Annotated in this window: 15 protein-coding genes; 8 read left to right on the forward strand and 7 right to left on the reverse strand. The window is 67.9% G+C overall.

The annotated features are described in order from the left end of the window. Positions 1–3 precede the first annotated feature (3 nt). Positions 4–789, reverse strand: a complete 786-nt coding sequence (locus tag C560_RS0114410) for a sulfite exporter TauE/SafE family protein (RefSeq protein WP_018772955.1) — start codon at positions 787–789, stop codon at positions 4–6. An 18-nt stretch (positions 790–807) separates the two neighbouring features. Beyond that, positions 808–1,593 (reverse strand): ABC transporter ATP-binding protein, encoded by a 786-nt coding sequence (locus C560_RS0114415; protein WP_026266341.1) that lies wholly within the window; start codon positions 1,591–1,593, stop codon positions 808–810. Between the two features lie 132 nt (positions 1,594–1,725). Between C560_RS0114415 and serB the strand changes: the two genes are divergently transcribed. Continuing rightward, on the forward strand, positions 1,726–2,607 hold the full coding sequence (serB, locus tag C560_RS0114420) for a phosphoserine phosphatase SerB (protein WP_026538742.1): 882 nt from the start codon (positions 1,726–1,728) through the stop codon (positions 2,605–2,607). 97 nt (positions 2,608–2,704) lie between these two features. On the opposite strand, the gene C560_RS0114425 is transcribed toward serB, so the two are convergent. The 3 genes from C560_RS0114425 to fabG form a co-directional block, all read right to left on the reverse strand. Continuing rightward, complete coding sequence (locus C560_RS0114425) at positions 2,705–3,481, reverse strand: SDR family oxidoreductase (protein ID WP_018772958.1); 777 nt, start codon at positions 3,479–3,481, stop codon at positions 2,705–2,707. Positions 3,482–3,661: 180 nt separating this feature from the next. Then, a complete protein-coding gene (locus C560_RS0114430; RefSeq protein WP_018772959.1) occupies positions 3,662–4,081 on the reverse strand; it encodes an Hsp20/alpha crystallin family protein in 420 nt (139 codons plus the stop codon). A 246-nt stretch (positions 4,082–4,327) separates the two neighbouring features. Continuing rightward, positions 4,328–5,053, reverse strand: a complete 726-nt coding sequence (gene fabG, locus C560_RS0114435; RefSeq protein ID WP_018772960.1) for a 3-oxoacyl-ACP reductase FabG — start codon at positions 5,051–5,053, stop codon at positions 4,328–4,330. Between the two features lie 150 nt (positions 5,054–5,203). Between fabG and C560_RS0114440 the strand changes: the two genes are divergently transcribed. Genes C560_RS0114440 through C560_RS0114455 form a run of 4 tightly spaced genes read left to right on the forward strand, consistent with a single transcriptional unit; the run spans position 5,204 to position 7,308 of the window. After that, positions 5,204–5,656 (forward strand): DUF3099 domain-containing protein, encoded by a 453-nt coding sequence (locus tag C560_RS0114440; protein ID WP_026538743.1) that lies wholly within the window; start codon positions 5,204–5,206, stop codon positions 5,654–5,656. Next, positions 5,653–5,946 (forward strand): hypothetical protein, encoded by a 294-nt coding sequence (locus C560_RS0114445; RefSeq protein ID WP_018772962.1) that lies wholly within the window; start codon positions 5,653–5,655, stop codon positions 5,944–5,946. The genes C560_RS0114440 and C560_RS0114445 overlap by 4 nt, the downstream gene beginning before the upstream one ends. Continuing rightward, entirely contained in the window at positions 5,947–6,825 is an 879-nt protein-coding gene (locus C560_RS0114450) for an SURF1 family cytochrome oxidase biogenesis protein (RefSeq protein WP_026538744.1), read from the forward strand. 3 nt (positions 6,826–6,828) lie between these two features. After that, positions 6,829–7,308: a YbaK/EbsC family protein gene (locus C560_RS0114455; RefSeq protein WP_026538745.1), complete on the forward strand. Its 480-nt coding sequence runs from the start codon at positions 6,829–6,831 to the stop codon at positions 7,306–7,308. Between the two features lie 69 nt (positions 7,309–7,377). Here C560_RS0114455 and C560_RS0114460 read toward each other — a convergent pair whose 3' ends face one another. Next, positions 7,378–8,976 (reverse strand): ABC-F family ATP-binding cassette domain-containing protein, encoded by a 1,599-nt coding sequence (locus C560_RS0114460; protein WP_026538746.1) that lies wholly within the window; start codon positions 8,974–8,976, stop codon positions 7,378–7,380. Between the two features lie 314 nt (positions 8,977–9,290). Between C560_RS0114460 and C560_RS0114465 the strand changes: the two genes are divergently transcribed. The 3 genes from C560_RS0114465 to C560_RS0114475 are packed head-to-tail and all read left to right on the forward strand — an operon-like array spanning position 9,291 to position 11,313. Next, positions 9,291–9,938, forward strand: coding sequence for a biotin transporter BioY (locus C560_RS0114465; protein WP_026538747.1), 648 nt, complete (start codon positions 9,291–9,293; stop codon positions 9,936–9,938). Then, a complete protein-coding gene (locus tag C560_RS0114470; RefSeq protein WP_026538748.1) occupies positions 9,935–10,684 on the forward strand; it encodes an energy-coupling factor ABC transporter ATP-binding protein in 750 nt (249 codons plus the stop codon). Before C560_RS0114465 ends, C560_RS0114470 begins: the two co-directional genes overlap by 4 nt. Then, positions 10,681–11,313, forward strand: a complete 633-nt coding sequence (locus C560_RS0114475) for an energy-coupling factor transporter transmembrane component T family protein (protein WP_026538749.1) — start codon at positions 10,681–10,683, stop codon at positions 11,311–11,313. Before C560_RS0114470 ends, C560_RS0114475 begins: the two co-directional genes overlap by 4 nt. Before the next feature lie 256 nt (positions 11,314–11,569). Here C560_RS0114475 and C560_RS0114480 read toward each other — a convergent pair. Further along, a partial coding sequence (locus tag C560_RS0114480) for an IS3 family transposase (RefSeq protein ID WP_026538750.1) occupies positions 11,570–11,819 on the reverse strand: 250 nt, incomplete at its 5' end.

Consider the following 11,819-nt stretch of genomic DNA (forward strand, 5'->3'; position numbering starts at 1 on the left):
GGGCTATTTGAACAGGTTGGCGATCATGAATCCCAGTGCTACCAGGCCCAAGGTGAAGATGACTCCGCGCAGGACCGCCGGGGAGAGCCGGCGCCCCACCTTGGAGCCAATCACGCCGCCGATCAGGGAGCTGACGGCGATCAGCCCGACCACGCCCCAGTCGATCCGGTCGAAGGCGAACAGGAGGTAGGAGGCGGCGGCCACCACGTTCACGCCCAGGACCAGGAAGTTCTTCATCGCATTGGCGTTCTGGATGGTCCCGGTCATGAACACCCCCAGGATGCCGACCAGCAGGATGCCCTGGGCCGCGACGAAATAGCCGCCATAGACGCCGGCGAGGTACACCAGCACCACCAGCAGGACACTGTGGCGGCGGTCCCTGATCGCGTGCTCGGGGTTCTCCTCGCGGTTCCTCACCCACCGCTGCAGCCGCGGCTGGAACACCACCATCAGCAGGGCCAGCACGATCAGGACGGGGGCGGCGTAGTAGAAGACCTTCTCGGGCAGGTGCAGGAGCAGGTAGGCGCCGGTGACGGCACCCAGCAGCGAGGCCGGCAGGAGCCGGAGCAGCTGCTTGCCGCGGCCTTCGAGTTCCTTCCGGTAGCCCCAGGCGCCGGTGGCGTTGCCGGCCACGAGCCCCATGGCGTTGCTGATGGAGGCCGTGACGGGGGCGTAGCCGAGGGCGATCAGCACCGGGAACGTGACCAGGGTGCCGGATCCGACGACGCTGTTGATGGTGCCCGCCCACAGCCCGGCGAAGAATATGAGGGCGCTATTGAGGAGCTCCACGCGCGGTCAGCGGCCCCGTCAGCGGCTGGCGGTCGCGGTGTACCGGCCCGCGTTGACGCTGACGTCCAGCGGCAGGCCAAACGTCTCACTCAGGTTTTCCGCCGTGAGGACCTCCGGCAGCGGGCCGGAGGCCACCACGCCGCCGTCGCGCATGAGCATCGCGTGCGTGAAGCCCGGCGGCACTTCTTCGAGGTGGTGGGTGACCAGGACGATCGCCGGGGCGGCGTCGTCGCGGGCGAGTTCGCTCAGGCGCTGGACCAGGTCCTCGCGGCCGCCGAGGTCGAGCCCCGCGGCCGGCTCGTCCAGGAGCAGGAGCTCGGGATCGGTCATGAGGGCGCGGGCAATCTGGACGCGCTTGCGCTCCCCTTCGGAAAGCGAGGCGAAGGGGCGGTTGAGCAGCGGGCCCATCCCCCACTCGTTCAGCAGCCCGAAGGCGCGCCGCTCGTCGTCCTTCTCGTAGCCCTCGCGCCAGCGGCCGGTCACGCCGTACGCGGCGGTGACCACCACGTTGAGGACTTTCTCGTGCTCGGGGATCTGGCTGGCCAGCGCAGCGGAGGACAGGCCGATCCGGGGGCGGAGCTCGAAGACGTCGACGGCGCCGAGGACTTCCTCGAGGATGCCCGCCATTCCGGACGTCGGGTGGATGCGGGCCGCGGCCAGCTGTAGGAGTGTGGTCTTGCCGGCGCCGTTGGGGCCCAGGATCACCCAGCGTTCGCCCTCCTTGACCTGCCAGTCGACCTTGTCCAGGAGCGTCTTTGCCCCGCGTACAACACTGACCCCGGCCATTTCAAGAACATCACTCATAGGAGTAGACACTAGGACAAAAAAGCGGACGACTGATAACCGGCGCCGCGCCCTGCCGTGGAGCGTCACGCGGCGCCTGCCCGGGCGCAACGAATTCGGGCCGCCCGCCGCCCGCTCGCTAGGATTGAGGCCATGAGTTCGAACGTGACCGCAGTGAGCTACGGCCTGAAACTGTCCCTTCCCGACATCCAGCGGCTGCGTTCGCTCCTGACGGCCGCGGGGCTGGGCGTCGGGGCGGAAACCCGGACCGGCGACGCCCGCTTCGAGGTGTATGCGGCGGACTGCGCGCTGGAGGCCGAACTGGACGGTGCACGCCGCGATTTGGCGGCCGCCGGCATCGAGGGCGTCGACACGGCGCTGGTACCGGCGGCATTGCGCAGCGCGCAGCGAAAGTTCCTCATCATGGACGTGGACTCCACCCTCATCCAACAGGAGGTAATCGAGCTCCTGGCCGCCTACGCCGGCAAGCGCGAGGAGGTGACGGCGGTGACCGAGGCGGCCATGCGCGGGGAGCTGGACTTCGCCCAGAGCCTGCATGCCCGGGTGGCGGTCCTCGCAGGGCTGCCCGCGGACGTCGTCGAGTCGGTCCGCTCCGAGGTCAGGCTGACCGAGGGCGCCGCCGAGCTGGTGGCGGCGTTCCAGGCCGCCGGCCATGCCGTGGCTGTCGTGTCCGGCGGTTTCAACCAGATCCTCCGGCCGATCGCCGAAGACCTGGGTCTGCACTACTGGATCGCCAACGAACTCGAAATCGTCGACGGCGCACTGACCGGGAAGGTGCTCGGCGACGTGATCGACCGGGCGGCCAAGGAGAAGTACCTGCGCGAATGGGCCGCGGCCGAGGGCATCCCGATGGAACACACCATCGCCGTGGGCGACGGCGCCAATGACCTCGACATGCTGGGCGCGGCAGGGATCGGCATCGCCTTCAACGCGAAGCCGGCCGTCCGGGCTGCCGCGGACGCCGCCGTCAACCTTCCCTATCTCGATGCCGTGCGGTACATCGCGGGAGTCTGATGCATTAACCGAGAAGGCACGTCCCGGCAATGTTCAGTAAAAACATTGCCGGGACGTGCCTTCTCGACGCGCCATTCCGGCGCTTGGCGGCCTGTCCCTAGCTGGAGCTCGTGTCCGCTGCCTGCTCTGCGGTCTTACCGAAATAATCCGCACCGCCGACGTATTCCGTGTGGCCGGTTTCGACGTCGGCTGAGGCCATCTTGGCGACCTCCGCGGCAAACTCCTTGACCGAGTACAGCTTGCCGGCTTCTGCACGGCGGGCCTCGATGGCGCCGGGGTTGGACCGGTCAAGCAGGGTGGCCGTGACGGTGCCCTCGATCATGTCGCCGGAGACCACCACGAGGGTAATCCCCTTGTCCGCCAGGCTCGGGACGAGGGCGCGGAGTGCGTCCTCGCCGGCCCGCTTGCTGCGGGCCACGGGCTCGTACTCGGGCATGGTGGGCACCGTGTCGATGAAGTGGGCCTGGTGGCTGGTCACGAAGACCACGCGCGAGCCTTCAGGCATGAGCGCGACGGCGGCGTTGAGCATGTTCACCTGGGCGTCGCGGTTCAGCTTCAGGGCGTAGCCCTCTTCCATGCCGGTCTCCATGCCGCCGGAGGCGTTGAGGACCAGGAGGTCGAGCGAGCCGAAGTTCTCCATCGCGGCGCTGGCCAGGGCCTGGACGCCTTCCTGGGTGGTCAGGTCCGCCCCGACGGCCGCAGCACGGCCGCCGTCGGCTTCGATCTCGGCGACAACCTTGTTGGCGCGCGGCGCCTTCTGGCGGTAGTTGACGACGACGGCCGCACCCTCGGCGGCGAGGATTTTGGCCACTTCGGCGCCGATTCCGCGCGACGAACCGGTCACGATCGCTGTCTTGTTCTCCAGCAGTCCCATACGAGCTCCTTTGTTCCAAACGTCCAAATACTGTGGGTCTGCAATCCATCATGCCAGCGGATCACGCCATTACAGTTGTTCAGCATCCACAAAGAAGCCCCGGCGGTGTAGTTCCGCCATGCCGTGCCGGAAAGGCGCCGCGGCCGTTAGGAGCCATGGCGGGAACGTGCCGGCGACCGGTCAGCCGCGGTCGATCCGGATCTTCGTCGTCGCTTCGCCGGTCACAACCTTGGGTGCCGGTGCGCGGACTTCCAGAACGCCGTCCTTGTACGTGGCGGTGATGTCTTCTTCCCTCACCCCCGCGGGCAGCGCAATGCTCCGGGCGGCCCGGCCGTAGCGGAACTCCGAGCGGTAACCGTCCTTGCTCTTGTGCTCGGACGACTCCCGCCGCTCCACCGCAATATTGAGCACGCCCTCGCCGACCGAGACGTCGACGTCCCGGTCCGGGTCGATGCCCGGCACTTCCGCCCGCACCACCAGGGTGGTGCCCTCCTGGAACTGTTCGATCTTGATCCCTGGCGCTATGGACAGATCACCGTCAAGGAAGCGGCGGACCGGTTCCAGCATGTCCGAGGGCGTCCATTTGCTGAGATCACTCATGATTTCCTCCTGCGTACACGCCCCTTCCACGGCATGGTCAGGGGCTGTGAGCCCATTACACGCTCCCGAAGCCCCGGAGCCAAGGGCAAAAAGGCCCGGCGCGGAACCCGGCATGGAAACCTCTGCGCCTCTAGTTGACCGGTCCCGGTTGCAACAGATAGCGGACACAGAACAGCGGACGACGGCGGAATCCGCCGTCGTCCGCTGTTCTCCGCAGGAGTTCTGCGTCGTCCTGCTGCGTCCGGGCTAGTGGCCCATTCCGAGGCCGCCGTCGACCGGGATGACCGCGCCGGAAATGTAGGACGCCTCGTCGCTGGCGATCCAGCGCACGACGTTGGCGACCTCGGAGGCCTCGGCGAAGCGGCCGGCGGGAACCTTCGTCAGGTAGTCCTTCTGTGTGGCCTCGGGCAGTTCGGCCGTCATGTCGGTGTTGATGAAGCCGGGCGCGACCACATTCGCGGTGATCCCGCGTCCGCCGAGCTCGCGGGTGAGCGACCGGGCGATGCCCACCAGGCCTGCCTTCGAGGCAGAGTAGTTGATCTGGCCCGGCGCGCCGTACAGGCCGGAGACGGAGGAAATCAGCACCACACGGCCCTTGCGCGCCCGGATCATGCCCTTGGATGCGCGCTTGATGACCCGGAAAGCACCCGTGAGGTTCGTGTCGATCACCGAGGTGAAGTCGTCTTCGCTCATCCGCATCAGGAGCGTGTCCTTGGTGATGCCGGCATTGGCCACCAGGACTTCCACCGGGCCGTGCGCGGCTTCGACTTCCGCGAACGCAGCGTCAACCGAGGCTTCGTCCGTGACGTCCGCCTTGACGCCGAGGATGCCCTCGGGCAGCGACGATTCGCTGCGGAAGGTCACGGCCACCTTGTCGCCGTTGGCCAGGAAGGACTCGGCGATGGCCAGGCCGATCCCGCGGTTTCCGCCGGTGATCAGAACGCTGCGGCCGGTGGTGGATGTGTCAGTCATAGGGGGCTCCGGGATTCTGCGGCAGGGAGGGCCGCGCTGGGGGCTGGATTTTTCCTGCCTCCGATCTTAGCGCCCGGTTCGCTTCCGTTTGGGCGGCTCCGCCGATGGTGAGAGAATCGAAGTAAGCCTTGGGAGCGTGATCTGACAGCCGTGACACTCAAAAACCGACCCGGTGCGCATGTACCCGGGAGGCCGGACTCCGAGTCCGGCGGTACCGAGGTGCACAGCATCACCGACGCCGCTGCTGCCCACTCGGACGAGATGCACCAGCGGATGGTCAAGTACGCCGTCGCCATGGGCATCCGCATGGTCTGCCTGATCCTCATTTTTGTCGTGGATGGCTGGTTCAAGCTCCTGCCGATTGCCGGCGCCGTCTTCCTGCCCTGGGTGGCCGTGGTGATCGCCAACGGCAGCGACAAGGCGGAAATCCACAGCGACTCGCTCCTGGACTACGCTCCGCTCGCAGAGCTGGACGCCCCGGAGACCGCAGACCCGGCCGGGCAGGATATCGATGACCGCGCAGACGGCGAGGGGACGCTGCTGCAAGGTGAGCTGATCGAAGATGAGAACGACGACGACGACCACGGACGGGCAGCTTCATGAACCTCTTTGACCTGGCCGGGACCGGTGGCGACACCGCCGCGGCCCCCGGCACCGTCTGCTCGCGGAAAGCCTGCCGCGCCGCCGCCGAATGGCAGCTGCTGTGGAACAATCCCAAGATCCACACCCCGGAGCGGCGCAAGATCTGGCTGGCGTGCGGTGAGCACCGCGCCTGGCTTGAGGACTACCTCCAGACGCGCGGACTGTGGAAAGAGACTGTGGTCCTCGGCGCAGAGACCGTCCCCCTCCCCGGAGCGACCGCCCCGCTCGACCCGTCAGGCAGGATCGGCTGAATGTACCGCTTTCTCTTCTCCAGTAAATGGCTGGGGTACTTGTTGCTGGCCGCGGTCTTCGCTGCCGGCTGCGTTGGGCTGGGCCGGTGGCAGATGGACCGCCGCGCCGAGACCCTGGCCGAAATCAACCGGGTGGTCTCCAACTACTCGGCCACCCCTGTGCCGTTCGCCGGGGTCCGGGACGAGTTCAACCGGCTGGACCCGGAGCGCGAGTGGACCCAGGTGGAACTGAAGGGCAGCTACGACGCCGCCGGCCAGAGGATCGTCCGGAACCGGCCGCTGAACGGCCAGCCCGGCTACGAGGTGGTGGTTCCCTTCAAGCTCCAGACCGGCGAAACCGTGGTGATCGACCGCGGGTGGCTGCCCATCGGCAACAACACGCCGGGACGGCCCGACTCAGTGCCGGCCCCGCCGCAGGGTCCGGTGACGGTGGTCGCCCGCCTCAAGCCGGCCGAGCCCGAACTGCAGCGCGGCGCCCCTGACGGCCAGCTGGCCTCGATCGACCTCGGCGCCTATTCCGCGCAGCTGGGCTATCCGCTGCTGACGGGCGCCTACGGACAGCTGGCGTCAGAGTCGCCGTCGGTGCAGGACATGCCGTTCCCGTTCCCCAAACCGACCACCGACGAAGGCACCCACCTGTCCTACTCCCTGCAGTGGTTCGCGTTCGGCGTGCTGATGTTCGTCGGGTTCGGCTACGCGGCCAGGCAGCAGGCCCGCAACGCCGCGATCGACGCGGAGGACGCCGAAGCCGCGGCTGCGGCCGGCGGATTCCTGCACTCCAGCGGCCCGGCCGTGCGGCGCCGCCCCGCTCCGCGCAAGCGCAAGAACGCGACAGCGGAAGAAGAGGAAGACGCCATCCTCGACGCCCAGGGGTTCTGAACGATGAGCCCTGAGGCATTTCCCCGACCGGTGGCAAACGTCAAGCGTGCCCTCACCGCCCTCGGCGCCCAAGACACCGTCACAGTGTTCGATGCAAAAGTCCCGACGGCAGCAGCGGCGGCCGCCGCGCTGGGCTGCGACGTCGCGGCGATCACCAACAGCCTGGTGTTCGACCTCGAGGGCACCCCGCTGCTCATCCTGGCCAGCGGCGCGGCCAAGGTGGACGTCCGCAAGGTCGCCGACCGGCTGGGCGCGGGCAAGATCCGCCGGGCCTCCCCCGAGTTCGTCCTGGCACACACCGGCCAGGAAGTAGGCGGGGTCGCCCCGGTGGGCCACCCGGAGAAGATCCGGACCCTGCTGGACGAGTCGCTGTCGGCCCACCGCGTGCTCTGGGCAGGGGCAGGGGACCACAACTCGATGTTCTCCATCAGCTACGAGGACCTGCACCGGATCACGGCCGCGGAAGAGATGCCGGTCCGCTGACCCGGCTGACTCGCAGCAAAGGCCGCCGTGAACGCTCACGACGGCCTTGCTGCGAGTCAGCCAGGTGGCTTACGCCAGCGTGATGAGGTCCAGGTAGTCTTCGTTCCAGTGGTCCTCGATGCCGTCGGGAAGCAGGACAACGCGCTCCGGGTTGAGCGCCTCGACGGCGCCCTCATCGTGGCTCACGAGGACGACGGCGCCGGTGTAGTTGCTCAGGGCCCCGAGGATTTCCGCGCGGCTGGCGGGGTCGAGGTTGTTGGTGGGCTCATCGAGGAGCAGCACGTTCGCGCTCGAGGCCACGATGGTGGCCAGCGCCAGCCGGGTCTTCTCGCCGCCGGAGAGCACACCGGCGGGCTTGTCGACGTCGTCACCGGAGAACAGGAACGAGCCCAGGATGTTGCGGACTTCCGCGTCGTTCATGTCCGGGGCGGAGGATCGCATGTTCTGGAGGACGGTGCGGTCCACGTCGAGCGTCTCGTGCTCCTGCGCGTAGTAGCCCACCTTCAGGCCGTGACCCGCAACGACTTCGCCGGTGTCCGGCTTGTCGACGCCGGCCAGCATCCGCAGCAGCGTGGTCTTGCCGGCGCCGTTGAGGCCCAGGATGACCACCTTGGAACCGCGGTCGATGGCAAGGTCGACGTCGGTGAAGATCTCCAGCGAGCCGTAAGACTTGCTGAGGCCGTCCGCGGTGAGCGGGGTCTTGCCGCAGGGTGACGGATCCGGGAAGCGCAGTGCTGCCACGCGGTCGGTCGCGCGCACGGCTTCGAGGCCGCCGAGCAGGCGTTCGGCACGCTTGGCCATGTTCTGGGCGGCCACGGCCTTGGTGGCCTTGGCGCGCATTTTGTTGGCCTGGTCGATGAGGACCTGGGCCTTCTTCTCCGCGTTGGCCCGCTCACGTTTGCGGGCGCGCTCGTCCGTTTCGCGCTGCGTGAGGTAGCGCTTCCAGTCCATGTTGTAGAAGTCGATCTGGGCGCGGTTGGGATCGAGGAGGAAGACCTTGTTGACGGTCGCTTCAAGCAGCTCGGTGTCGTGGCTGATGACGATCAGCCCGCCCTGGTGGTTCTTGAGGAACTCGCGGAGCCAGGAGATGGAATCGGCGTCGAGGTGGTTGGTGGGCTCATCGAGGAGCATGGTTTCGGCATCCGAGTAGAGGATGCGCGCCAGCTCCACGCGGCGCCGCTGTCCACCGGACAAGGTCTTGAGCGGCTGGTTCAGCAGCCGGTCCGGCAGGGCGAGGTTCGAGCAGATCGCTGCCGCCTCGGCTTCCGCGGCATAACCGCCGGCGGCCAGGAACTCGGATTCCAGCCGGTCATAGCGGTTCATCGCCTTGCGCTGGACCGCGGGATCCTCGCTGGCCATCTCTTCGTGCGCCACACGGAGCTTGCCAACGGCAATGTCCAGGCCGCGGACGGACAGGATCCTGTCCCGCGCGAGCTGCTCCATGTCCGGGGTGCGCGGATCCTGTGGCAGGTAGCCGATTTCGCCGCTGCGGGTTACCTTGCCGGCGGCAGGCAGGCCCTCGCCCGCGAGCACCCGGGTCAGCGTTGTCTTGCCTGCACCGTTACGGCCGACCAGACCGATCTTGTCTCCCTTGTCGATCCGGAAGCTCACCTGGTCCATGAGGAGGCGGGCGCCGGCGCGCAGTTCGAGATCCTGGACGGTAATCAATGCAGCTAAGGCCTTTCACAACAGGGAATGCCGCGGCACAACGGGTGGAGTCTGGGCGGGGCCGGGGCAGGGCGGTGCGAGAGCACAGCCTCTCCAAGTCTACCGGCACTGCCCCGGCTCCATGACATGGGCACCTTTGGCAGTGACCAATCGCCGGCGCGATGCTGGTCCGGCCCGCTGGCGGTGTTCATTGGCGGCGCCCTCCAGCTTCCGGGCCGCCGGTTAGTGGGGCGCCTACAAAAAACCGTCCCCGCCGCGACCGTACAGTCAATATCACAGACCATATTTAGCCGCAGCACCCCGACAGGAACATCATGACGCAAACCGACCGTCCCGCCACCGCCAGGACCCCGCGCCGCCGGGGCCGCTGGAATGCCACCGACCTCGGCCTCATCGCCGTCTTCGCCGCCCTTGTGGCCGCTTCTGCCCTGATCGCCGCCATCCCCGTCGGCGGGCTCGGCGTGCCCATCACGCTGCAGACCCTCGCCGTCATGCTCACGGGGCTGGCCCTCGGCCCGGGCCGGGCCTTCGCCGCCGTCGGCCTTTACCTGCTTCTTGGCTTCGCGGGCCTGCCGATCTTCAGCGGCGGCCGCAGCGGCCTGGGCGTGCTCGCCGGCCCCTCCGCCGGCTACATCATCGGGTTCCTGCTGGCCGCCACGGCCGTCGGCTGGCTGACCGTCGTCGTCCTCAAACGCACCGCCAACCGCACCGGCAGGCTGCGCGCCATCCTCCTGTTCGCCGCCGCCATGCTGAGCAGCATCATCTTCATCCACGGCCTGGGCATCCTGGGCATGATGGTCAACGCCAAGCTGGACTTCTCCAAAGCCTTCCTGGCCGATCTCGTGTTCTACCCCGGCGACATCATCAAGAACATCCTGGCCGTCAGCATCGCCTTGGCCCTGCACAAGGCCTTCCCGGACCTGCTGCTGCGCCGCGTCCGGACGGTTGACCCCCGCCCGTGAGCATCATCGTCCTGGACCGGGTTTCGGTGCGGGTGCCGGTCGACGGCCGCCCCGCGCCCAAGACGCTGCTCCAGGAGCTCTCGCTCGAACTCACGGAACGGCGGATCGGGGTTATCGGGGCCAACGGCTCGGGCAAGTCCACCCTCCTGCGGCTCCTGAACGGGCTCGTGGCACCCAGCAGCGGCACCGTGAGAATCGACGGCGCCGATACCGTCCGGGCCGTCCGGGAGGTCCGCCGCCGGGTGGGCTTTGTCTTCACCGATCCGCTCTCCCAGCTTGTCATGCCCACCGGACGCGAGGATGTGGAACTGTCCCTGCGCCGCTCCATCCGCAACGCCACTGAGCGCCGGGTCCACGCGGAGTCGGTGCTGGAACGGTTCGGCCTTCTGCCGCTGGCGGACCAGAGCATTTACGAGCTCTCCGGCGGCGAACGTCAGCTCCTGGCGCTGGCCGCGGTCCTGGCCGTCGAGCCGGAGGTGCTGGTCCTGGACGAGCCGTCCACGCTGCTGGACCTGCGCAACCGCGAACTCCTGCGGCGCACCCTCGCCGGGCTCCGCCAGCAGGTGATCCTGTCCACCCACGACCTTGACCTGGCCCGGGACATGGACCGTGTCCTGGTGGTGGACGCCGGGAAGGTGGTGTTCGACGGCGAACCGGCGGCCGCCGTCGCGCATTACCGCGCCCTGAGCGCGGCGGGTTTGCCCTCGGCCGGCGGACCTGCGGGCGGCCGGCTGGAGCAGGCGTGAGCGCCCACGGCTTCCTGCTGGCCGCGTATGTGCCGGGCACGTCCCTGGTTCACCGGGCGCCGCTGTGGCTGAAATTCCTGCTGGTCGTCGGGTGCGGAATGACGTCGTTCCTGATCGCAGACTGGGCCGTGTCGGCCGCCATGCTGGTGCTGCTCTGCGGACTGTTCCTGCTCAGCGGGGCCGGCCCTGCCCGGCTGTTTCGCGCGGTGCGTCCGGTCCTTCCGGTTCTCGTGGCGATCGGGCTCTTCCAGTGGTGGCAGCTGGGTGCACCGACCGCCGCCCGGATCGTGCTGAACGTCCTGGTCTGCGTGGTCGCGGCCTCAATCCTGACCGCCACCACCCCTGTGCAGGCACTCCTCGACGGTGTGGCATCGCTGGCCCGGCCGTTCCGGCGCTTCGGTGCGGACCCGGAACGCTTCGCCCTGACCATCGCCATCATGCTCCGCAGCATCCCGTTCGTTGCCCAGGCCTACACGGACGTGCGCGACTCCGCCCGGGCCCGCGGACTCGAACGCAACCCGCGGGCTCTTGTGTTGCCCGTCTTCATCAGCACGGTTGCCTTCGCCCGGCAGACCGGCGAAGCCCTCGCCGCCCGTGGACTGGGCGAGCCGGAGGACCCGGAGGACTGATAGGTAGGCCCGGGTGCCCGCATCCCGGCGCCGCGCCCTCCCGCAGTGGACATGCCCTCCCGTGGCCTCAGCCAGTGGACATATGGCCCATATGTCCACTCCTCACGCCGAGGACTGGACATGTCCTTTCCCCTGCGCCTGGCATGGACATGTCGCTTACGTGGTGCCAGGGCAGGGCATGTCCGCCCCGGGCAAATGGACATGCCCTCCATTGGCCGTGAACTGGTCCCCGAAAGTTGGACTGGTTGGTAAGAGCCTAGGCTGCGAGGGCCTGGGTCCGGTATTGCAGCGGGCTCAGGCCCTCGAGCTTTGTTGAGATTCTTTCGGTGTTGTACCAGCGGATGTATTCGTGCAGCGCCTCTGCCAGTGCGTCGGTGCTGATGAACCGGACATGGTGGAAGAGCTCTTCCTTGAGGTGACCGAAGAAGTTCTCGATCACCGCGTTGTCGTAGCAGTTGCCCTTACGGGACATCGATTGAACCGCGCCGGCACCCTCCAGAAGAACG

This window comes from Arthrobacter sp. 9MFCol3.1 (assembly GCF_000620385.1).
Classification (GTDB): Bacteria; Actinomycetota; Actinomycetes; order Actinomycetales; family Micrococcaceae; genus Arthrobacter.